A 21,405-nucleotide genomic window follows, 5' to 3' on the forward strand; every position below is an offset into this window, starting at 1 on the left:
CACAAGATGCAAGGGTGCTTCTGAGGGTGACTGCCATGGATTACTTCAGTGCGGCCTCGATGTCGTCCAGAATGGCCAGGGCGGCAAGGGGGCCGGACGCGCTGGTCCACAGGGTGCCATCCACCGGTACGATCTGGTCGGTGTCGTTGGCCTCCAGGCGCTGGAAGGCCGGCGCCTCACGGGCGGCTGCCAGGGCCTCGCGGCCATCCTCGTTCAGGGTGGCCAGGAAGATCCAGCTATGGTCCATCAGCGACAGGTTTTCCTGGCTCAGGGGCTGGCTGTGGGGGCGGCCTTCCTTCACCAGGTCGGCGTCGTCCACCTCGAAGCCGGCGGATGCCAGCACGGTGGCGGAGAACAGGCCTTCGGCCATCACCAGCGGGCCCTGGGGCATCCAGCGCACCAGGGCGGTATCACGCTGGCCTTCGTCGGCAGCGGCTTCAGCCCGGGCACGAACCTCCGCGGCCCGTTGCTCCACCCTGGCAATCACTTCCGAGGCGCGGTCCTCACGGCCCAGGGCGCGGGCGAACAGGGTCAGTTCGCGCTTCCAGGTATCGTTCTGGTAGGCCGGAACGTCCAGCACAATGGTCGGCGCGATACGGGACAGTAGCTGGTACTGCTCCTCGCTGGTCCAGGCGGAGGCCAGAATGATGTCCGGCTGCAGGGCGATGACCGCTTCCAGGTTGGTCTCGCCGGGGGTGCCCACAATCTCGATATCGCCAGCGGCTTCCTGGATGTAGTTGGCGACGTTCTGGCCACCACGGGTGATCACCGCACCCACGGGCTGGGCACCAACGGCAATGGCGGAGTCCAGGGCGCCCTCGTACAGGGTGACAACGGTCTCCGGCTGGCCTTCCACCTCCACCTCACCAAAGGCGGTGGTGATGGTACGGGTATTCGCGTGCAGTGGTCCGCTCAGGGCACCGATGACAAGGGTTGAGAGCAGGGCGGTCAACACCCGTGGGCGTTTCAGGTACGACATAGTGAGGGACTCTCCGACAGAAGACCGCCGCAACAGGCGGCCATGGCAAGAAGTCGGGTAATGATAATTGTTCGCATTAATTTAATAAAGCTGATAGATTGGCACGACCTGTTGCATAACCTGGAACGATCGCCGCCATGTACGACCTCAAAGAGCTGGAAGCCTTTGTCTCCGTTGTGAAAACCGGAAGCCTCACCGCCAGCACCCGGGACCTGGACCTGCCCAAGTCCACCCTCAGTCGCCGTATCCGTCAGTTGGAGGAGGCCGTGGGTCAGCCCCTGCTGCTGCGGCAGTCGAAGCGCATCTTCCCCAACGATGCCGGCAGGGTGTTCTACCGCTACAGCAATGAAATCCTGGAACTGGTCTCGCAGGGGTTCGACGCACTGGATGAACTGCGGGCGGGTGTTAGCGGCACACTGGAGCTCTTTTGCCACGAAGCCTTCGTGCGGGGCTGGTTTGCCCGGATGGTGGAGCGATTCCGGGATCAGCACGCGGGTCTGAGTGTGTCTGTCCGGACCCAGCGGGCCGTGCCGGAAGAACTGGTGGAAGGGGTTTGCGTCTGGCTGGGCACGCCACCGGAGGGCAATTTCCGGTGCGAGTTGCTGGGCCACCTGACCCAGGGGGTGTATGGCAGCCGGGAGTATTTCAGCAAGCATGGTTGCCCGGAATCGCCGGCGGACCTGGATACCCACGCCTGGATTGACATGCTGGGAGCCGATAACGCCGGCGTGGTACTGAATCACCCGGTACACGGCTCCTATCCGATCATGCCCCGGGCCGGCCGGTTCAGTGTCGACCAGTACACGGTCCAGGGTGATGCCATTGCCGCCGGTCGTGGGGTCGGACTGATTCCCCACTGGCTGGCGGAAAAACGCCTGCAGGCCCACCCCGGGGCCTTTGAACTCTGTATGGCGGACTGGCAGGGGCCGGTCCTGCCGGTCAGCATGCTCTATCCCCACGGCATATTGCCCAGGCGCACCCGCCTGTTCATGCAGAATGTACGGTCCGCCACGCCGGCGCAGTGGAAGCGGCAGACGATGTCGGGGGAGTCCGATGCCATCGTTCCATGAAACGGAACGCATCATACCGCGCAGTCAATGATGGCCTTGTGTTAATGTTCGCCGCAAATGATATTGATTTGCATTTAGGTGCGGGTCTTCGATAAACAGCGAACCATTCAGACACAAGGAGTTTTCCATGCATCGCCGTATGACGCTGCTGGCATCCGCCGTGGCCCTGGCTAACGCCGGATCCGCCATGGCTCAGACCGAATCCACCGAACTCGACGAGATCGTCGTCACGGCCTCGGGTTTCGAGCAGAACATTTCGGATGCGCCGGCCAGCATTTCCGTGATTCCGGCGGAGGAACTGGAAAAGCATTCCTACACCGACATTACCGATGCCGTGAGCAACATTCCCGGCGTCTACGTCAACGGTGGTGGCAATGCCAGGGACATCACCATCCGGGGCATGACCGAAGGCTACACCCTGTACCTGGTGGACGGCCGCCCGGTGTCGGCGGGCCGGAACATCAACACCAACGGCAGCGACGGTGGCAAGCAGATAGCCCTGCCGCCCATCTCCGCCATCGAGCGGATTGAGGTGATCCGTGGCCCCATGTCGTCCCTGTACGGCTCCGAAGCCATGGGTGGTGTGATCAACATCATCACCAAAAAGAACACCGAGGAATGGCACGGCTCGGTAACCACGGAATACACCAAGTCCCTCAGTGACCTGAACGAAGACTCGCAACTGGTCAGCGCCTACGCCAGCGGCGCCATCGTGCCGGGCCTGCTGGGGCTGCAGTTTGACGGTTCCTGGCAGGGTACCGAAGAGAGCCATTACATCGGCGGTGACGACAACGCCGAAAGTACCCCGGACAGCGACCGTCGCCAGGGCGGGGCAAAACTGATCTTCACCCCCAACGACCGGAATGAGATCGAGCTGGGCTACAACACGGCGGAACTGGAGTACACCCACAATCCTGGGGTGAGTATTGCAGAAGGCGAGGACCCCAGCACCTACACCTACCACAAGGATGTTTACCTGCTTGGCCACCGGGGCACCTACAACAACCTGACCCTGGACACCTACCTGCAGCACGATGTGTCCGAGCGTGAGCAGGACCTGGAGAAGCGGGAAGAGATCACCACCTTCAATACCCAGGGCACCACGCTGCTGGGTCGGCATATCGTGACCTTTGGCGGCCAGTACCGATACGAAGACCTGACCGATGAAACCAATGGTCTGCTGGGCACCGACATACCAACAGCCACCGCGTCGGTGGACCGATGGATTGGAGCCCTTTACGCTGAAGTCGAGTGGTCGGTCCTGGACGACCTGAATGTCACCACCGGCATTCGCTACAACGACGACGAACTGTTTGGTGGCCACTGGACGCCCCGAGTCTACGCCAACTACCACATCACACCGGAGTGGACCCTGAAGGGTGGCGTGTCCACGGGCTATAAACAGCCCAGCCTGCCGGAGGCCACCGAAGGCTTTGGCCGTGGCACCGGTGGTGGCGGCTCCCCCGCACCCCATCCCCGGGCCCTGATCATCGGCAACGAGGATCTGGAGCCGGAAACCAGCGTCAGCTATGAAGCTGGCTTTGTCTTCAACAGCCTGGCCACGGACCTGGACGCCAGTGCGATGGTGTTTTACACCGAATTCGACGACAAGATCGCCGAAGACCGGTTCTGCGATCCGGGTGGTGACCGCAACGATCCGTCCACCTGGCAGTGTGCATACCAGGGCAACAACTACCTGTTCCTGAGTACCCGCGACAACATTGATGAAGCCTCCATGCAGGGTGTGGAGCTGTCCCTGGACTATGGCATCACGCCGGCACTGACGTTCAGTTCCAGCTACACCTACACGGATTCCGAGCAGAAGTCCGGCGAGTTCGAGGGCGAGCCCCTGAACAAGATACCCAAACACATGGCGAACGCCGGACTGGACTGGCAGAGCACCAGCCGGCTGAACCTGTGGCTTGACGCCAACTACCGGGGCGAAACCACCGACTACCTGAGCCGCACCAGCATGGAGGACGGCACCCCGGATTACACCTTTGTGGATGTCGGCATGGTGTACGCGCTGAACGATAGCGCGCGGGTGAAGGCGGGCCTCTACAATGTGGCGGATAAAGAGGTTACCAACGATACCTACGGTGTCGTCCTGGATGGCCGCCGCGTTAACCTCGGCCTGACGGTCGACTTCTGAAGCGGGAGAACCCCATGAACACGATTCGAACCTGTTTACTGGCCCTGGCGGGCGCGGCGATCCTGTCTGGTTGCAGCACCCTGTCGAAGGATATTGCGGGCCCCACGGTGATCAGCTTTGACCACGGTGCCACCGATACCCTGGTGGAACTGGGCCTTGAGGACAAGATTGTGGCGGTCCCTAAAACCGGACTGCCGGACTACCTGGGCGAGCTGGCGGATGGTCGTCCTGATGCCGGCAACCTGAAGACCCCGGATCTGGATGTGGTGGCCGACGTGGCACCGGACCTGGTGCTGGTCACCGGTCGTCAGGGCGACAGCCTTGAGGCCCTCGAGGAAATCGTTCAGGTACAGGATGTGTCCCTGCTGGGGGACGACTACCGCGAAGCGGTCCAGGTTCGAGTGCTGGGACTGGCCACCCTGTACGGCCTGTACAATGAAGCGGACGAAGACCTGCGGGAACTCTGGGATTTCGTCGACCAGCAACGGGCCGGGATCGCCGGTAATCCGCAGGTGGCGGTGGTCACCCATAACGATGGCAACTTCTCACTGCGGGACGAGGCGGTCGTGTTCCAGTTGCTGGACCTGGAACAGCCGCCGGTGCCGGAAGGTGTTGAGTCGGTCACTCGTGGTACCCGGGTGTTCACCCCGGTGACGCCGGAGGTCTTGTCTGACATGGCACCGGAGCACCTGTTCGTGGTGGACCGCAGTGCCGCCATCGGCGCCGGGGCACTGGATGCGGACCAGCTTCGCAGTGACCTGGCGGCTGTCGGTGGGGCGGACATCAGGGTGACGGTACTGTCCCCGCGCCTGTGGTACTTGTCCGGCGGTGGCCTGCAGAGTGTTCGCCTGCAGGTTGAGGAAATCGTCGACGCACTCTGACGGGCGTTTACGCCCGGGCCTACATGGCCCGGGCAAACAGGCCAAAGGGCATCGCCTTGAGCACGTAGCTGAGCGGTGTCCAGGGCCACCAGGGCACATAGGCCCGGCGCTTCTCACTGTCGATGGCCTTGACCAGGGCTTTGACGCCGGTTTCCAGGTCCACCCGGAAGGGGGCGTTCTTCACCTCCCGGTTGATGTCGGTGAGGATATAGCCGGGCAGTATGCTGGTCACCCGGATCGGCGTGCCCCGGGTATCCAGTTGCAGTCCCTCGGCCAGGGCGGCCACGGCTGCCTTGGTCGCCGCATAGACATTAAACGGCCCCCTGAACCCCCGCACACCGCTTACCGACGACATCAGCACCAGATGGCCGCTGTTCTGTTCACGGAAGATTTCCATGGCGGCCTCGCACTGGGCGATGGCGGCCACGAAATTGGTCTCCGCCGCCTGACGGTTGGAGGCGAAGTCGCCATGGCCGATGGCCGACTTGCTGCCCATCCCCGCGTTCACCACCACCCGGTCCAGGGTGCCCAGCTCCCGCTGGAATTCCCGGAAAACCTCGAACACCTGATCGTGGTTGCACACATCCAGTGAGCGCACCACCACCTGTATGCCGGGATGGGCGGCCAGCAGTTCACTCTGCAACTGCACCAGCTTTTCGGTGCGGCGGGCGCACAGGGCCAGGTTGCAGCCTTTTGCCGCCCAGCTCCGGGCCATGCCTTCGCCAAGGCCGCTACTGGCGCCGGTAATCAATATGTTGCGTCGCATCGGTGACTCCCCTGTAACCACTTTGACATGTAGCTTTTGTAACATCTTCGTTGGCGCGTCACTACTGTGGGCCCGTCAGGAGTATGGCCAGTGGATGGTGTTCCGTCATTTTTCGCAACCCGGGCCCCATTTGAGACAGATCCTCCATGGCTATCACCCACGGACCAGCTTCCAGCCGCGTCCAGCAGGCCACTATCCTGCTGGGGCTGCTGATTGTCATCTTTATCTGGGCCCTGTTTCTATACCAGGTGACCAGTTCCCGTCAGGAAATCCTCTCCACCCGGAAAGTGGAACACCGTAACCTGGCTCTGATTTCCTCGGAAAGCATGAAGCAGATGATCGACCGTGCCAGTGCCCTGGCGGGACTGATTGACAAGGGCATCGAGCCCGGGCGTCGGCGGGGGGACATGGTGGTTAACCTTCTGGCGGAGGATCCGCTGTTTAATCGACTGGCGCTCTACAGTCCCGCTGGCGAGGTTCAGTATGCCTCCCACCCGACCTCCCGCGATACGCTGGCTGGCGCCTGGCTGACGCAGTTCCGGGGGCACCAGCAAAGGTTTGGTGATGTGCCCATGATTCCACAGCGCCTGGGTGACGAAGCCAGCCGCATGGACAGGCCGGTCTGGCGATTGCCGGTATTGATTCCGGCCCGTACCGGAGGTCGCATTTTCCTGATGGAACTGGATGTGGGCTACCTGGTCGGATTGCTGCAGCGCGTGTCGCTGGGTGATACCACCTTCATACAGATCCTGGACGAGACTGGTCGGGAGTGGCTACGGGCCGACAGTGGCGGGGTCATTACCGGTGGCGAGGGCGTCGGGAGAATCCAGGCGACCGGTGATGCTGAGATGCAACTGGGTGGCATGATCACGGGCACTGGCGGGCAGGAACTGCATAGGCAGTATGTCAGCCGTCTGGACCGGGGATTCACCCTGGTGGTCAACCAGTCGGTGGACGAAATACTGCGTCCATTGCAGGCCGGACACGTCCGCCAGTTGATACTGAATGTCCTGATGACACTGCTGGTGACGGCCATCATCCTTTGGCTAAGGCGTACCCTGATTGGCCAGCAACAGGCCTTCCAGGCCCTGCAGGAATCAGAGGCCACCAAGCGGCAACTGATCGAGCGACTGGAGATGGAACACGCGCGCAGCAGTCGGGCTGCCGCCATTGATCACCTGAGCGGGCTGCTTAACCGGCGCCAGTTCATGGAGGTGGCAAACGGTCTGCTGGAGGAGCAGCGTCGCAATCGGCGGCTATCGTCATTGATCTTTATCGACCTGGACCGTTTCAAGGCGGTGAACGATTCCCTGGGCCACAAAGTGGGGGACCTGCTGCTTCAGGCGGTAGCCGGGCGCATACAGCGATCGTTGGAGCCGGCGGACCTGGCGGCCCGCTTCGGTGGTGATGAGTTCGTGGTCATGCTGGCCGGCCAGCGGCGGGAGGAGGATATCGAGCATTGGGTGCTGTCCCTCAGTCAGCACCTGTCCGCCACCTATGAACTGGATGGCGTGGAAATCAATAACAGCCCGAGTATCGGTATCGCCATCTGCCCACGGGATGGCCAGTCCCTGGAGGATCTGGTGCAGGCGGCGGATGCCGCCATGTACTCAGCCAAAAAGGCCGGTCGCGGCCACTACCGGTTCTTCGACCAGTCCCTGAACCTGAAGGATGTGGAAGGGTTCCTGCTGGAACAGTCCTTCGCCGAGGCGCTGCGCAACCACGACTTCATCCTTCATTATCAGCCCCAGGTGGATCTGGAAACCCAGGAGGTGGTCAGCTATGAGGCCCTGGTGCGTTGGCAGCATCGGGAGTTCGGGCTGTTGTTCCCGGACCGGTTCATCGACCTGGCGGAAAGCAGCGGCTTTATCCTCCCCCTGGGCATTGAGGTCATCCGCCTTGCCTGCGAGCAGATGCGCCGCTGGCGCCATGAGGGCCTGCCGGTGACGCCGGTGGCGGTCAACGTCTCTCCCCACCAGCTTGCCCAGAGTGACTTCCCGGCCAAGGTGATGAACCTGCTGGCGGAGTACCACCTCAAACCTGGACAGCTGGAGCTGGAAATCACCGAGACGGCCATGCTCGATGAGCAGGCGGTTGAACAATTGCATGTGCTACGCAAGGCGGGTATACGCCTGGCCCTGGACGATTTCGGCACCGGATACGCCGGTTTTGCCCATCTGGAAGCGGTGCCGGTGGACAAGCTCAAGATCGATCGCAGCTTGATTGCCAGTATCTGCAACACCCATGACGACAGTCCTATTGTGTCGTCCACCATCATCCTGGCCAAACGAATGTCTCTCAAGGTGGTGGCGGAGGGGGTGGAAACCCGGGAGCAACTGGTCCACCTCAAGGTGGCCGGTTGCGATGTGGCCCAGGGCTATCACCTCGGTCGCCCCATGCCGGCGCAGGATATCCCGGCCTTTATCGAACGGTTTGGAGAAACGGAATCCCTGGTATGACCCTGAAATCAACCTGGTTTGTACTCCTCCTGTCGCTATCGCTGGATGCCCTGGCCGACAGACACCCGGTGACGGCCTGTGGTATCGACCGTTTCCAGTTTACCCTGATCCCCAAGAAGGATGTGCAGGAGCAGGTGCGGGAATTCCGGCCGCTGGCGGACCTGCTGGCGGAGGGGCTGGGAGTGCCGGTGGATATCCTGCCGGCCAGTTCCTACGACAGTGTGATGGACGCCGTGACCACCGGCGCAGCCGATATGGGGGTGATGGGGCCGGCGGCCTACATCCTGGCGGTGCGACGGGAGCCGGGATTGATACCGTTCGCGTCGCTGGCAATGGAAGGTGGCTCGTTCACAGCAGAAGGAAGCTTCTATTATTCAATGTTGTTGGTTCGTGCCGACGATGACTTCCACGAGACTCAGGACCTTCGTGGCGCCAGTGTGGCGTTGGGTGATCCGGCCAGCACCTCTGGTAACCTGATTCCCCGGGCCCTGTTTCCGGAGACGTCCGATAACGGATTTGACGCGTTTTTTGGCACTCTGACCTATACCGGTGGCCACGACCGGGCCCTGGATGCCTTGATTGCCGGACGGGTGGACGGTGCCTTTGTCTCCAGCTCCCGGGTCGACGAATACGTGCGGCGGGGAAAGGTCTCCGTCGACGAGCTCCGGGTTATCTGGCGGTCCGGCCCGCTCCACTACGATCCGTTTGTGTTTTCGGCCCGGCTTTGCGAGCCGGTCAGGGCACGTGTCCGGGAATTGATGATGACACCGTCACCACAACTTTCACGCTATCTGAAAAATGTCGGGGCAAAGAGAGTGACAGAGGTCACCCATCAGGACTATCAGATCATGGAACCTCTGCTTGCCCCGAGATAGCCCGACATAGGCGGGCTGTCCGGTGATTCCAGGTTTTGACACGGCAACCGGATCGTCGCATGGTTGAGGACATCCAGTGGTCAACCGGAAGTCACGTTATGCCCCAGGTCCATATCCCCTTCGATAATCTTGTGTCGCTGCTGACGGCTGTTTTTCAGCGCCATGGCACCTCAGAGGCCGTGGCCGCTGTATTGGCCCACAATTGCGCCAGCGCCCAGCGGGACGGCTCCGACAGTCACGGTGTATTCCGCATTCCCGGGTACCTGTCCACCCTGGCGAGCGGCTGGGTGGACGGCAGGGCCGAACCAAAAGTGGAGGACTGTGCCCCGGGTTTTGTGGCGGTGGACGCCGGCAACGGCTTTGCCCAGCCGGCGCTGGAAGCCGGGCGCGGACTGCTGATGGAGAAAGTGCGGGAAAATGGCATTGCCCTGATGGCCATCCGCAACTCCCATCATTTCGCCGCGCTCTGGCCGGACGTGGAGCCCTTTGCCCGGGAGGGGCTGGTGGCCCTGGCGCTGGTCAACAGCATGGCCTGCGTGGTGCCCGCCGGTGGGCGCAAACCCTTGTTCGGAACCAACCCCATCAGTTTTGCGGCACCCCGCAGTGGCCATGATCCACTGGTGTTTGACCTGGCCACCAGTGCCATTGCCCACGGTGATGTGCAGATTGCCGCGAAGGAGGGGAAAACCCTGCCGGAAGGCTATGGGGTGGACGCAGACGGCCAGCCCACCTGTGATCCGCAACGGATCCTGGACGGTGGCGCCCTGTTGCCCTTCGGCGGCTACAAGGGTTCGGCCCTGTCCATGATGGTGGAATTGCTGGCGGCGGCGCTGACCGGCGGCAACTTTTCCTTCGAGTTCGACTGGTCGGGCCACCCGGGGGCCAAGACGCCCTGGACCGGGGAGCTGATTATCGTGATCGATCCGGCCCGGGGCGCCGGCAGCAACTTTGCCGATCGCACCGAAGCCTTGGTACAAGCCATGGTGGGTGCCGGCCAGCAGCGCCAGCCCGGGGACCGACGTTACCGGCAACGGGCCGAGGCGGAACAGTTGGGGGTTGCCATCAAAGAGGACGACCTGGCCTACCTGAAAGGACTGGTGAGCTGACGTCGGGAACCGTCAGTCATTGTCGGCGGCCGCCTGGGCCGCCTTGCGCCGCTCCAGCCGGTGATGGATCTCGCCGATAATGCCCCGGCGGAACACCAGCACCACCACCACGAAGATGGTGCCCAGGATCACCTGCACCCAGGAGCCGAAGGAGCCCAGCTCGTGGGTCAGGGTGGCCACCGTGATCGCGCCCAACACTGGCCCGAACACCGTGCCGAGTCCGCCCACCAGGGTCATCAGCACCACCTCACCGGAGGTCTGCCAGTGGGCCGAGGTCAGCGAGGCGAACTGGAACACCAGCGCCTTGGTGGACCCCGCCAGTCCCGCCATGGTGGCTGACAGCACGAACGCCAGCAGCTTGAAGCGGTCCACGTCGTACCCCAGGGACAGGGCCCGGGATTCGTTTTCCCGGATGGCCTGCAGCACTTCCCCGAAAGGCGAGTGAATGGTCCGGTAGATAATGCCGAAACCTACCAGGAAGATGGCGAACACCAGGTAGTACATACTGATCTCATTGCCCAGGTCGATCAGCCCGAACAGCTTACCCCGGGGAATGCCCTGAAGGCCGTTCTCGCCGCCGGTGAACGGCAGTTGCAGGCACAGGAAGTAGATGATCTGGGCCAGGGCCAGGGTGACCATGGCGAAATAGATACCCTGGCGGCGGATGGCCAGGAAACCGAACACCACCCCGATCAGGAAGGCAAAGCCGGTGCCGGCCAGGATGCCCAGCAGCGGCGGAAAGCCCCACTCCTTGAGGGTGTAGCCTGCAATGTAGGCAGCGCCGCCAAAGAAGGCGGCATGGCCAAAGGAGAGCAGCCCGGCGTAGCCCAGCAGCAGGTTGAAGGCGCAGGCGAACAGGGCAAAGCAGAGCAGGTCCATGACAAACACGGGGTAGGCCAGGAAAGGCGCAATCAACCCCAGCACCAGCATGATGGCAAACAGCACTTTATTCATCATGGGGTTACTTCTCCTTGCCAAACAGACCGGCCGGGCGGAACAGCAGCACCAGCACCATCAGGAAGAAAATCACGGTATTGGCCGCCGGTGGATAGAACACCTTGGTCAGGCCTTCCACCAGCCCCAGGGCAAGCCCGGACAGGATCGCCCCCATGATGGACCCCATGCCGCCGATCACCACCACCGCGAACACCACGATGATCAGGTCCGCCCCCATCAGCGGGCTGACCGAGTAGATGGGCGCCGCCAGTACCCCGGCCAGGCCCGCCAGGGCGGCGCCGAAGCCGAAGGTGAGGGTGACCATCAGCGGCACATTAAGGCCGAAGGCCTGGGTCAGTTGCGGGTTCTCGACACCCGCCCGCAGCCGTGACCCCAGTCGCGTGTGTTCGATGACGTACCAGGTGGCGAAACACACCACCAGGGAGAAGACGATGGCGAACATGCGGTAGGTGGGGAAATACATGAACCCCAGGTTGAGCACGCCGCCAAGCACCTCCGGCTGGCCCGGGTAAGGGGTGCCGGAGACGTTGAAATAGTTGGCAAACAGCCCTTGCAGGATAAGGGTGATACCAAAGGTCAGCAGCAGGCCGTAGATATGGTCCAGGTCCGCCAGTCGCTTGAGCATGGTGCGCTCGATGAGAATGCCCAGCAGGCCGACCACCAGGGGCGCCACGATCAGCGACCCCCAGAAGCCGATCTGCAGGCTGATACCGAACCATTGTTCCAGGTAGGAATAACCGATCAGTGCGACGAACGCCCCCAGCATGTACATGGCGCCGTGGGCGAAGTTGATGATATTCAGCAGACCGAATATCACCGCCAGGCCAAGACTCAGCATGGCGTAGAACACACCTACGTTCAGCCCAAGCAGTGCCTGGGCCATGAGGACCTGCATCGACACGTCGGTTATCCCCTCTTGTTCTTATTGGTTAAGGGCGTTGCCCGTTACTGGTTAACCAGGCTGCACTTGGTCTCTTCCATGGTGATGTAGGCCTGATCCGCCGGAATCCGGGAGACCACTTCCAGCAGGTCCCACTCGCTCTCGGACTCGTCCGGGGATTTCACTTCCACCAGGAACATGTCGTGCAGCATGGAGCCGTTGGGGGCGATCTTGCCGTTCTTCACGAAGAAGTCGTTCAGCTCCATTTCACCCAGTTTCGCCCGTACCGCATCGCTGTCGTCGGTGCCCACGTCGTCCACCGCCTTCAGGTAGTTGCTGACGGCGGAATAGACACCCGCCTGCACCATGGTGGGCATGGCGCCGTGGCGCTCATAGAAGCGGTTGGACCACTCCAGGGCTTCCTCGTCCTGGTTCCACACGAAGGCGGTGGTGAATTGCAGGCCCTGGGCGATATCCAGGCCCATGCTGTGCACATCGGTGATGAACACCAGCATGCCGGCCAGTTTCTGTCCGCCCTGCACAATCTGGAACTGGTTGGCCTGCTTGATGGCGTTGACCGTGTCCTGGCCGGCATTGGCCAGGCCGATGACTTCCGCACCGGAGGACTGGGCTTGCAGCAGGTAGGACGAGAAGTCATTGGTGGACAGCGGGTGTTCGATGCTGCCGACCACTTCGCCGCCCAGCTCCTTCACCACGGCGCCGGTGTTGTCCCGCAGGGAGTGGCCGAAGGCGTAGTCAGCGGTGAGGAAGAACCACTTCTCGCCGCCGTTCTTCACCATGGCGGTGGCGGTCCCCACCGGCAGGGCGTGGGTGTCGTACACATAGTGGATGCCATAGGGCGTGCACTGTTCCTCGGTCAGGGCGGTGGTGCCGGCACCGGTGTTCATGGTGATCACCTTGCGCTCCGAGGCCAGCCCCTGCACCGCCAGGGCCACGGACGAGTTGTCCAGGGCCGTCAGCATATCCACCTCGTCGTCATCGATCCACTCCCGGGCGGTGCTGGCAGCGATGTCCGCCTTGTTCTGGTGATCCGCCGAGACAATCTCGATGGGGGTACCCATGATGGAACCGCCGAAATCCTCAACGGCCATCTCCGCGGCAACCACGGCGCCGGGGCCCTCCAGGGTCTTGTAGACACCGGACATGTCACTGAGGACGCCGATCTTCAGTACGTCGTCCGACAGCTCCGCGCTGGCGGCCATGGGGAGTGAGACCGCTGCGGCAGCGGCCACGGTGGTGATACCTGTCTTCCAGTTCTTGAGCATGTTGTTTCCCCTTCTTGTTGTATTGGGTGGGGGCGTGTCCCTCACCTTTGATCAGACACTCAGGTGCCTGTTCAACTGGTCCTGTTTGGCGTCAAGCTCGTCGGCGGCGATCTGTTCCACCACACGCCCGTGCTCGATCACGTAATGCCGGTCCGCCAGCGGTGCCGCGAAGCGGAAGTTCTGTTCCACCAGGATGATGGTGAAGCCCCTGGCCCGCAGTTTGCGGATCACATCGTCCAGGGATTTGAGGATGACCGGCGCCAACCCCTCGGTGATCTCGTCCAACAGCAGCAAGGTGGCCCCGGTACGCAGGATGCGGGCAATGGCCAGCATCTGCTGCTCGCCCCCGGACAACTTGGAGCCCTGGCTCTTGCGACGTTCCCTGAGGTTCGGGAACATCTGGTAGATCTCGTCGGTCGATAGGCCGCCCTCGGCAATCACCGGTGGCAACACCAGGTTTTCGTCCACGTTGAGGGAGGCATAGATACCCCGCTCCTCCGGGCAATAACCCAGTTTGCCGACCCGGGCGATCTGATGGGTGGGCAGGTTGATCAGTTCAGTACCGTTGACCCTGATGGACCCGGTACGCTTGCCCACCAGGCCCAGGATGGCCTTCAGGGTGGTGGTACGACCGGAGCCGTTGCGCCCCAGCAGGGTGATGACTTCACCCTCGTGTACGGTCAGGTCCAGGCCATGGAGGATGTGGGACTCGCCATACCAGGCGTGCAGGTTGTCGATCTTCAGCAGCTCTCTGGCGTTCTCAGGCGGCATCGGTGGTCCCCATGTAGGCTTCCATTACGGCAGGGTTGGTGGACACGGCCTCGTAGTCACCCTCGGCCAGCACCTGCCCCCGGTTGAGTACGGTAATGCGGTCGGCAAGCGTTGAGACCACATTGAGGTTGTGTTCCACCATCACGATGGTTCGGTCCTTCACCACCTCGCGGATCAGGTCGGTGACCGTGCCGACATCCTCGGCGCTCATGCCCTGTGTAGGCTCATCCAGCAGCATCAGGCGCGGTTTCAGGGCAATGGTGGTGGCAATTTCCAGCGCCCGCTTGCGGCCATAGGCCAGCTCCACCGCCGGGGTGTCACCAAAGTCCCCGAGGCCCACCTGTTCCAGCAGGTGCTGGGCTTCCTCGTTGAGCTGGTCGAGCACCCGGATGGACCGCCAGAATTTATAGGACACGCCCAGCTTGCGTTGCAGGGCAATCCGTACGTTCTCCCGGGCGGAGAGATGCGGAAATACCGCGGAGATCTGGAACGAACGGATCAGGCCGTGCTGGGCAATGTCCGCCGGACGGTGTCGCGTGATGTCGTCACCGTTATAGAGAATTCTGCCCGAAGTGGGTGTCAGGAACTTGGTCAGCAGATTGAAGAAGGTGGTCTTGCCGGCCCCGTTGGGACCGATCAGCGCATGGATGTGCCCGGTCTGCACCTGCACATTGATGTCTTCGATAGCCTTGAAACCCTTGAAGTCCTTGGTCAGGCCCCGGGTTTCAAGGATTACGGATGAAGTGGGCTGGTTTTCACTCACGGATCGTCACCCTGTCTGCCCCACTATTGTTTGCCCGGCTATTGGTTGTCCAACTACACGGGCCGTGGGGTGTTTTTATTATTGGCTATACCGGATATTTCCGATATCTGTGACGGCTGTTTTTTTGAACACAGCAAGACGCGATCCGGACGGATTCCTGAATCACGTCCGGAAGCTCCATGGCATTAAAGATGGAACCTGACTGGGTTGTCAAGTTTGGTTCCTGAAATACTGTTTATGCGACCTTTGGGGAAAGTCAGGCACCCAGTGACAGGTGCGTCGCCAGGAATTCCAGGGTACGTCCGTGGGCCAGTGCCGCGGCTTTCTGGTGGTAGGACGGTCGTCCCCAGCAGTTGAAGCCATGGTCGGCGCCGGGGTAGACATGGAACTGTGCCTGGTCGTTATGGGCAAGGGCCTGGCGGATGCTGTCCACGGCCTCGGTAGGAATCATTGGGTCCTCGGCGCCGAAGTGGAACAGGATGGGCTGGCGGACGTCGGTGGCCAGGCCCAGGTGATTGTGGGTACCGCCGCCATAGTAACTGACTGCGGCGTCCGGTTTGCCGGTGGCGGCGGCCCGGTAGGCCAGTTGGCCACCGAAGCAGAAGCCCATCACGCCCACCTTGCCGGTGACCTGCTCCAGGTTGCGCAGGTGCGCCACGGTGGCAGCCATGTCGGCGCCGTTCTTTTCGGCATCCGTTGCCTTGACCAGCGAGAACGCCTTTTCACTGCCCTGCTTGTCGTAGGGCAGGTCTACCCGTCTTTCCTGCCGCCAGAATACGTCCGGGGCCAGCACCACGAATCCGTCCAGGGCGTATTGCTCGGCCAGGGTGCGGATGTGGGCGTTCACGCCCCAGATTTCCTGTATCAGGACCAGGCCGGGGCCTTCGCCGGTGGGTGGCAGGGCCAGGTAGGCGTCGAAGGTGTCGCCATCGCTATTGGTGACGTTAATCCACTGTGTGCTCATCGGCTGCCTCCGTCGGGATGATCAGGTGATCGCCGGGAATGCACGGGCAGTCCCGGCGGTCGCGGGCGGTTTACTTGTAGATCCGGTTGAGCTTCTTCATGCCGCCGATCCAGCGGTCGTAGTTCTCCGCCTTGTTACGGAAGTAGCCCAGCACATTCTCATGGGGCAGCACCAGGAAGGTTTCTTCCTCGATGGCTTTCAGGCAGGCATCCGCCACCGGCTCCGGCTCCAGCATGCCGTCCATGCTGGCGACGCCTTCTTCGTGGCCCTTGGTCATGGCGGAGCGTACTGCCTGAGGGCACAGCACCGATACCTTGATGCCGTCATCGGCGTAGGTGAAGGCCAGCCACTCGGCCAGGGCCACGGCGGCGTGCTTGGTCACCGAATAGGGCGCGGAACCTACCTGGGACAGCAGCCCGGCGGCGGAAGCGGTGTTGAGGAAGTAGCCGTGGCCCCGTTCTTTCATGCGTGGTGCCAGGTGGCGGGCGGCGTAGACGTGGGCCATCACGTTGATATCCCAGATCTTCTGCCAGTCCTCGTTGGCGGCTTCCGGGCCGCCCTTGACCATGATGCCGGCGTTCGAGCAGAACAGGTCGATGGGGCCGTGTTCGTTTTCCACGTCCTCGATCAGGGAGCGGATCTCGTCCTCGGAGGCTACGTTGACCTGACGGGCGACGCCGTTGATTTCGGCGGCCGTGGCTTCGGCGCCCTGCTGATCCAGGTCGGCGCAGACCACGAGTTTGGCGCCGGCCTGGGCCAGGCGAATGGCGAGGGCCTTGCCAATGCCACCGGCGGCACCAGTGACGACGACGATACGATTCTGGATATCCATGTGCTTCTCCTTGTTGTTGGCCCGATAGGTGTGTCTGGAAGGGACGGCAGGTTTATCGGGGCAGGCTTTTTCGTTATGGGAGAAAGATCGTAACACTTCAGGACGTGCAATGGTTATACACCTGCGCCCGACGGATGGAGGGCGCAGGTTTCAGCAGCGGCGGGAAGAGGAGGGGGCGCTATCCGGCCAGGGCGACGTCGTCCTTGGCCTCATTGGTGTGCCGGGATACCGGAGCCGCCGGCGCTGCAGGTCTGGCGGCTGCGTCGGCCCTGGCCATCTGCTGGTCGATATACAGCATCAGGTCACGGGCGGTGGAGACATTCTTCAGCGCCACCGTGGCACTGCCCCTTCCGTGCACGGTGACAGTGCCGTAACCGAGTAGGTAGCCCAGCCAGGACTGGTACAGAGACAGGCATTCGGCGTCCTTGAACTGGATCCGCGAGGTGTATCGGTGGAGAATCCCGGTGCGGTGCTCAATGCCGTTCTTCTCCACATCCACCCGGGTGGTCAGCAGCCAGGCGATGCGACCGGTCATAACCACGATGCCGAAGCCGATCACCAGCCACACGGCGATATCAATGACAATGGTCCACTCAAAAGGTGGCTGCCGGCTCATGACATGCTGGATCTTGGCCAGGGTCTGGCCGGGTGTTACGCCGAAATGGTTGAGCAGGTAGAGGCCCAGGGCGATGGGAATGAGGGGCGTCAGCAGAACGCTCCAGTGTCCGCGAATATTCATTGGCTTCTTCCTTGAGGCTGAAGTCTTTGTGTTATTGATGGCACAGCGTAGCGTGCCGGGGAGAAGGCCTCCCTGGCAACTCACAACCTGATTATTCTATACCCAAATGTTGCTACATTAAATATTGGCAGGGTTTGGCTGCGTAACCAATCGTAACCGTCAGTCCGGTCCTGTGAAGTGAACGAGAGTGAATTCGGGAAGTGACAGGCAAAAAAAAGCCGGACATCCAATGGAGTCCGGCAACAATCACTAAAACCATTCACAATGGCACAATGCATCTCGTGAGGCTTCATAGTGGCAGCTTTGTGTGACAGTAATATGTCAGGCCCCGGGAAAATTGACCCATCTCCGAGGACCCGTTCTGTTGGTCCCTGTTCTGATGGTCAATGGTGACCGGCCTCCAGGGCCAGGGTATGGAACGCCCTGGTATAGAGAGGCTGTTCCTCCGTATCCCGCGTACCCAGGTGGATATGCTTGTGGATACCCCGCCTGCCAAGCCTGACCGGGGCGATGGGTAGCTGCCCGGCATACTCCGCCACCAGCCACTGGGGCAGGGTGGCGACACCCCGGTTGGCGGCCACCATCTGCAGCATCATTTCCGTGGCTTCCACCGTCTTGTGCTGGCGCGGGCTGCACTCGGCCGGTAGCAGGAACTGCTGGTAGATATCCAGCCGCTCGGTGTCCACCGGGTAGGTGTACAGCACCTGGTCCGATAGCTGCGACGGTTCCACGTGGTTGAGCCGCGACAGGGGATTGTCCCGGCTTACCACCAGCACCTGCTCATAGGGAAACACCGCCTCGAAGCCGATACCGGCCTTGCGGATCGGGTCCGGGGTGACCAGCATATCGATGTCGTGATTGAACAGGGCCGCAACGCCACCGAACTGGAATTCCTGCTTTACGTCCACATCCACCCCCGGCCACCGGGCCAGGAAGGGTTCCACCACCTTCAGCAGCCACTGGTAGCAGGGGTGGCACTCCATCCCGATGCGCAGAGTGCCCTTTTCCCCTGACGCATACTGCTCCAGCACCTCATCCATCCGTTCCAGTTGCGGCAGCACCCGCCGGGCCTCCCGCAACAGGTAGTGGCCGGCCTGGGTCAGTTGGAGGCGGCGACCGTCCCGGGTCCACAGGGGCGTGCCCACCTGGCGTTCCAGCTTCTTGATGGTGTGGCTCAGGGCCGACTGGGTCAGGTGCAGGCTGTCCGCGGCGGCGGTGAGGGAGCCCTGGCGTTCGATCTCCCGGAGGATGCGCAGGTGGATGCGTTCAATCATTGGTTAATCCATGAATTCTAGTCATTGATGGATGAAATCATACCATTATTCGTCATGGGTGTTTTTGGTTAGGCTGGCCACCAATCATCGGGAGGAACACGCATGGCACTGATACATAACCTTGGATTTCCGCGCATCGGCGCGAAACGTGAACTGAAATTCGCCCTTGAGGGTTACTGGAAAGGCCAGGCCTCGGCAGAGGATCTGCTGGATGTGGCCAGCCGGCTGCGTGCCACCAACTGGCGCCTGCAGAAAAACCTGGACCTGCTGCCGGTGGGGGACTTCTCCCTCTATGACCAGGTGCTGGACATGAGCTTTACCCTGGGCCATATCCCCGAGCGGGTGGCGGCACTGGATGGCGCCGGGCTGGATAACTATTTCCGCGTGGCCCGTGGTCGCTCCGCCCAGGATTGTGGCTGCGGCGTGCATGCCGGCGAGATGACCAAGTGGTTCGACACCAACTACCACTACATCGTACCGGAGGTGACGGCGGATACCGACTTCTCCCTGAACCCGGAGCGCCTGCTGGGGCAACTGGAAGAGGCCCGGGCGCAGGGTGTCAATGGCAAGCCGGTGATCATCGGCCCGGTGACCTACCTGTGGCTGAGCAAGGAGAAGGACAACTCCCATCGCCTGGACCTGTTGCCAAAACTGCTGCCGGTGTACAGCCAGTTGCTGGAAACGCTGGCGGAGGCCGGTGCCGAGTGGGTACAGATTGACGAACCGGTGCTGGTCACGGAACTGGACAGCGACTGGAAGCAGGCCCTGGAGAGCGCCTACCACATCCTCAAGGCCAACCGCCCCAAACTGCTGCTGGCCACCTACTTCGGTACCCTGAAGGAAAACCTGCACCAGGCCTGCAACCTGCCGGTGGCGGGGCTGCATGTGGATGCGGTACGTGGCCGGGAGGAGGTGGCCCAGGTGGTGGACTGGCTGCCCACCCACAAGGTGCTGTCGGTAGGCGCCATCAACGGTCGCAACATCTGGAAGACTGATCTGAACGCCACTCTCGACTGGCTGGAGCCGATCGCGGAGAAGCTGGGCGACCGGCTGTGGATCGCGCCATCCTGCTCACTGCTGCATGTGCCGGTGGACCTGGACAGTGAGGTCAGCATGGATGGCGAGATCCGCGACTGGCTGGCCTTTGCTACCCAGAAGCTGGATGAACTGGTGGTGCTGGGCCAGGCCCTCAACCAGGGGCGTGAATCGGTGGCCGGGGCGCTGGCCGACAACCAGGCGTCCGTGGACCGTCGCAATCGCTCCACCCGGGTCCATAACCCGGCGGTGAAGGACGCGGTCAGCCGGATTACGCCGGAACTGGAGCAGCGCCGCAGCCCCTATGCGGAGCGTGCACGAAAGCAGTCCGAATACCTGAAACTGCCCCTGTACCCGACCACCACCATCGGCTCCTTCCCCCAGACCCAGGACATCCGCAGGGACCGCCTGGCCTTCAAAAAGGGTGAAATTGATGCCGTTGAGTATGAAGCCCGCATGAAGGCGGAGATTGAACGGGCCGTGCGGGAACAGGAAGCCCTGGGCCTGGACGTGCTGGTCCACGGCGAGGCCGAGCGCAACGACATGGTGGAGTATTTCGGCGAACAGCTGGAGGGCTATGTGTTCAGCCGGTTTGGCTGGGTACAGTCCTACGGCTCCCGCTGTGTGAAACCGCCGATCCTGTTTGGCGATATCAGCCGCCCGAAGGCCATGACCGTGGAATGGATCCGATACGCCCAGTCCCTCACCGACAAACCCATGAAAGGCATGCTGACCGGCCCGGTGACCATCCTCAACTGGTCCTTTGTCCGTGATGACCAGCCCCGTAGCGAGAGCTGCCGGCAACTGGCCCTGGCGATACGCCAGGAGGTGCTGGACCTGGAAGCCGCCGGCGTGAACATCATCCAGATCGACGAGGCCGCCCTGCGGGAGGGCCTGCCGCTGAGGTGTTCGGAGTGGGAAAACTACCTGGACTGGGCGGTGGGCGCCTTCCGGATCAGCGCCAACGGCGTGAAGGACGAAACCCAGATCCACACCCATATGTGCTATTCGGAGTTCAACGACATCATCGAATCCATTGCGAGGATGGATGCCGATGTCATCACCATCGAAACGTCCCGGTCCGATATGGAACTGCTGGATGTGTTCGAGCGGTTCGAGTACCCCAACGAGATTGGCCCTGGAGTCTATGACATCCACTCGCCGAACATCCCGGCGGAGGATCACATCATCACCCTGATGACCAGGGCCGCCGAGCGCATCCCCCGTGACCGGCTCTGGATCAACCCGGATTGTGGCCTGAAGACCCGCCAGTGGGAGGAAGTGGTGCCGGCCCTGACCAACGTGGTGTCGGCGGCCCGCAGACTGCGATCCGCTGTCCACTGATCCATTCTCCACGTCCGCCGCTGGTGGTTCCCGCCACCAGCAGGCTTTTCCTGCCTGTCCCGCTCGCCCATCAGCCCGTTGTCTGGCATTCTGATCCGCGCGCCTGTGCACCAAACTGGAAACCATCACCCGAAATTGCCCCGGAATCATGCAAAAAGTGTGTGATGGCCTAATCTGACGGTTTGTGATTGTGCAGTATGCACAGCTCTTCGTGCGGCCGGGGGCATGCCAAACCTGTCTGGGGTGCTATGGCATAAACATTGCGAACCGCC

General features: G+C 61.9%; 18 protein-coding genes. 7 read left to right on the forward strand and 11 right to left on the reverse strand.

From position 1 onward, the window contains the following. Positions 1 to 40: 40 nt before the first annotated feature. Positions 41 to 979, reverse strand: coding sequence for an ABC transporter substrate-binding protein (locus tag ACJO2E_RS17655; protein ID WP_406965599.1), 939 nt, complete (start codon positions 977 to 979; stop codon positions 41 to 43). Between the two features lie 137 nt (positions 980 to 1,116). Between ACJO2E_RS17655 and ACJO2E_RS17660 the strand changes: the two genes are divergently transcribed. From ACJO2E_RS17660 to ACJO2E_RS17670, 3 genes are all read left to right on the forward strand, one after another. After that, complete coding sequence (locus tag ACJO2E_RS17660; RefSeq protein ID WP_406965600.1) at positions 1,117 to 2,049, forward strand: LysR family transcriptional regulator; 933 nt, start codon at positions 1,117 to 1,119, stop codon at positions 2,047 to 2,049. Between the two features lie 127 nt (positions 2,050 to 2,176). Further along, positions 2,177 to 4,201, forward strand: a complete 2,025-nt coding sequence (locus tag ACJO2E_RS17665; RefSeq protein ID WP_406965602.1) for a TonB-dependent receptor domain-containing protein — start codon at positions 2,177 to 2,179, stop codon at positions 4,199 to 4,201. A gap of 14 nt (positions 4,202 to 4,215) precedes the next feature. Continuing rightward, a complete protein-coding gene (locus ACJO2E_RS17670) occupies positions 4,216 to 5,082 on the forward strand; it encodes an ABC transporter substrate-binding protein (protein ID WP_406965603.1) in 867 nt (288 codons plus the stop codon). A 19-nt stretch (positions 5,083 to 5,101) separates the two neighbouring features. Here the strand turns inward: ACJO2E_RS17670 and ACJO2E_RS17675 are convergent, their stop codons facing one another. Then, positions 5,102 to 5,848: an SDR family oxidoreductase gene (locus tag ACJO2E_RS17675; RefSeq protein ID WP_406965604.1), complete on the reverse strand. Its 747-nt coding sequence runs from the start codon at positions 5,846 to 5,848 to the stop codon at positions 5,102 to 5,104. A 146-nt stretch (positions 5,849 to 5,994) separates the two neighbouring features. Here ACJO2E_RS17675 and ACJO2E_RS17680 point away from each other — a divergent pair, with 146 nt between their 5' ends. The 3 genes from ACJO2E_RS17680 to ACJO2E_RS17690 all read left to right on the forward strand — a co-directional run bounded on the left by ACJO2E_RS17680 (position 5,995) and on the right by ACJO2E_RS17690 (position 10,288). Beyond that, positions 5,995 to 8,307, forward strand: a complete 2,313-nt coding sequence (locus ACJO2E_RS17680) for a putative bifunctional diguanylate cyclase/phosphodiesterase (RefSeq protein WP_406965605.1) — start codon at positions 5,995 to 5,997, stop codon at positions 8,305 to 8,307. Beyond that, positions 8,304 to 9,182, forward strand: a complete 879-nt coding sequence (locus ACJO2E_RS17685; protein ID WP_406965607.1) for a phosphate/phosphite/phosphonate ABC transporter substrate-binding protein — start codon at positions 8,304 to 8,306, stop codon at positions 9,180 to 9,182. The genes ACJO2E_RS17680 and ACJO2E_RS17685 overlap by 4 nt, the downstream gene beginning before the upstream one ends. Positions 9,183 to 9,280: 98 nt before the next feature. Continuing rightward, positions 9,281 to 10,288 carry an Ldh family oxidoreductase gene (locus ACJO2E_RS17690; protein ID WP_406965609.1) on the forward strand — a complete coding sequence of 336 codons (1,008 nt, stop codon included), beginning with the start codon at positions 9,281 to 9,283 and terminating at the stop codon, positions 10,286 to 10,288. 12 nt (positions 10,289 to 10,300) lie between these two features. On the opposite strand, the gene ACJO2E_RS17695 is transcribed toward ACJO2E_RS17690, so the two are convergent. From ACJO2E_RS17695 to ACJO2E_RS17735, 9 genes are all read right to left on the reverse strand, one after another. Beyond that, positions 10,301 to 11,245, reverse strand: coding sequence for a branched-chain amino acid ABC transporter permease (locus tag ACJO2E_RS17695; RefSeq protein WP_406965610.1), 945 nt, complete (start codon positions 11,243 to 11,245; stop codon positions 10,301 to 10,303). Positions 11,246 to 11,249: 4 nt separating this feature from the next. Then, positions 11,250 to 12,140, reverse strand: a complete 891-nt coding sequence (locus ACJO2E_RS17700; protein ID WP_406965767.1) for a branched-chain amino acid ABC transporter permease — start codon at positions 12,138 to 12,140, stop codon at positions 11,250 to 11,252. Positions 12,141 to 12,190: 50 nt separating this feature from the next. Next, positions 12,191 to 13,411 carry an ABC transporter substrate-binding protein gene (locus ACJO2E_RS17705; RefSeq protein WP_406965611.1) on the reverse strand — a complete coding sequence of 407 codons (1,221 nt, stop codon included), beginning with the start codon at positions 13,409 to 13,411 and terminating at the stop codon, positions 12,191 to 12,193. 51 nt (positions 13,412 to 13,462) lie between these two features. Then, a complete protein-coding gene (locus ACJO2E_RS17710) occupies positions 13,463 to 14,182 on the reverse strand; it encodes an ABC transporter ATP-binding protein (RefSeq protein ID WP_406965612.1) in 720 nt (239 codons plus the stop codon). Continuing rightward, the gene (locus ACJO2E_RS17715) at positions 14,172 to 14,945 is read right to left on the reverse strand and encodes an ABC transporter ATP-binding protein (RefSeq protein WP_504362695.1); all 774 of its coding nucleotides are present in this window, start codon (positions 14,943 to 14,945) and stop codon (positions 14,172 to 14,174) included. The genes ACJO2E_RS17710 and ACJO2E_RS17715 overlap by 11 nt, the downstream gene beginning before the upstream one ends. A 256-nt stretch (positions 14,946 to 15,201) precedes the next feature. Next, positions 15,202 to 15,909 (reverse strand): dienelactone hydrolase family protein, encoded by a 708-nt coding sequence (locus tag ACJO2E_RS17720; RefSeq protein ID WP_406965613.1) that lies wholly within the window; start codon positions 15,907 to 15,909, stop codon positions 15,202 to 15,204. 70 nt (positions 15,910 to 15,979) lie between these two features. Beyond that, the gene (locus tag ACJO2E_RS17725) at positions 15,980 to 16,741 is read right to left on the reverse strand and encodes an SDR family oxidoreductase (protein WP_406965615.1); all 762 of its coding nucleotides are present in this window, start codon (positions 16,739 to 16,741) and stop codon (positions 15,980 to 15,982) included. A 178-nt stretch (positions 16,742 to 16,919) separates the two neighbouring features. Continuing rightward, positions 16,920 to 17,480: a PH domain-containing protein gene (locus tag ACJO2E_RS17730; RefSeq protein WP_406965617.1), complete on the reverse strand. Its 561-nt coding sequence runs from the start codon at positions 17,478 to 17,480 to the stop codon at positions 16,920 to 16,922. Positions 17,481 to 17,863: 383 nt separating this feature from the next. Continuing rightward, positions 17,864 to 18,754 (reverse strand): LysR family transcriptional regulator, encoded by an 891-nt coding sequence (locus ACJO2E_RS17735; RefSeq protein ID WP_406965618.1) that lies wholly within the window; start codon positions 18,752 to 18,754, stop codon positions 17,864 to 17,866. A gap of 102 nt (positions 18,755 to 18,856) precedes the next feature. On the opposite strand from ACJO2E_RS17735, the gene metE reads away from it, so the two are divergent. Then, positions 18,857 to 21,133, forward strand: a complete 2,277-nt coding sequence (gene metE, locus ACJO2E_RS17740; protein WP_406965620.1) for a 5-methyltetrahydropteroyltriglutamate--homocysteine S-methyltransferase — start codon at positions 18,857 to 18,859, stop codon at positions 21,131 to 21,133. The last annotated feature ends 272 nt before the right edge of the window (positions 21,134 to 21,405 follow it).

This window comes from Marinobacter shunpengi (assembly GCF_045449695.1).
Taxonomy (GTDB): Bacteria; Pseudomonadota; Gammaproteobacteria; order Pseudomonadales; family Oleiphilaceae; genus Marinobacter.

Bases quoted from the DNA above. Each gene is read 5' to 3' on its own strand.
- ACJO2E_RS17690 (WP_406965609.1), top strand. From the start codon at position 9,281: ATGCCCCAGGTCCATATCCCCTTCGATAATCTTGTGTCGCTGCTGACG.
- ACJO2E_RS17675 (WP_406965604.1), bottom strand. From the start codon at position 5,848: ATGCGACGCAACATATTGATTACCGGCGCCAGTAGCGGCCTTGGCGAA.
- ACJO2E_RS17655 (WP_406965599.1), bottom strand. From the start codon at position 979: ATGTCGTACCTGAAACGCCCACGGGTGTTGACCGCCCTGCTCTCAACC.
- ACJO2E_RS17695 (WP_406965610.1), bottom strand. From the start codon at position 11,245: ATGATGAATAAAGTGCTGTTTGCCATCATGCTGGTGCTGGGGTTGATT.
- ACJO2E_RS17685 (WP_406965607.1), top strand. From the start codon at position 8,304: ATGACCCTGAAATCAACCTGGTTTGTACTCCTCCTGTCGCTATCGCTG.
- ACJO2E_RS17660 (WP_406965600.1), top strand. From the start codon at position 1,117: ATGTACGACCTCAAAGAGCTGGAAGCCTTTGTCTCCGTTGTGAAAACC.
- ACJO2E_RS17735 (WP_406965618.1), bottom strand. From the start codon at position 18,754: ATGATTGAACGCATCCACCTGCGCATCCTCCGGGAGATCGAACGCCAG.
- ACJO2E_RS17710 (WP_406965612.1), bottom strand. From the start codon at position 14,182: ATGCCGCCTGAGAACGCCAGAGAGCTGCTGAAGATCGACAACCTGCAC.
- ACJO2E_RS17720 (WP_406965613.1), bottom strand. From the start codon at position 15,909: ATGAGCACACAGTGGATTAACGTCACCAATAGCGATGGCGACACCTTC.
- ACJO2E_RS17700 (WP_406965767.1), bottom strand. From the start codon at position 12,140: ATGCAGGTCCTCATGGCCCAGGCACTGCTTGGGCTGAACGTAGGTGTG.
- ACJO2E_RS17725 (WP_406965615.1), bottom strand. From the start codon at position 16,741: ATGGATATCCAGAATCGTATCGTCGTCGTCACTGGTGCCGCCGGTGGC.
- ACJO2E_RS17730 (WP_406965617.1), bottom strand. From the start codon at position 17,480: ATGAATATTCGCGGACACTGGAGCGTTCTGCTGACGCCCCTCATTCCC.
- ACJO2E_RS17670 (WP_406965603.1), top strand. From the start codon at position 4,216: ATGAACACGATTCGAACCTGTTTACTGGCCCTGGCGGGCGCGGCGATC.
- ACJO2E_RS17705 (WP_406965611.1), bottom strand. From the start codon at position 13,411: ATGCTCAAGAACTGGAAGACAGGTATCACCACCGTGGCCGCTGCCGCA.
- metE (WP_406965620.1), top strand. From the start codon at position 18,857: ATGGCACTGATACATAACCTTGGATTTCCGCGCATCGGCGCGAAACGT.
- ACJO2E_RS17665 (WP_406965602.1), top strand. From the start codon at position 2,177: ATGCATCGCCGTATGACGCTGCTGGCATCCGCCGTGGCCCTGGCTAAC.
- ACJO2E_RS17680 (WP_406965605.1), top strand. From the start codon at position 5,995: ATGGCTATCACCCACGGACCAGCTTCCAGCCGCGTCCAGCAGGCCACT.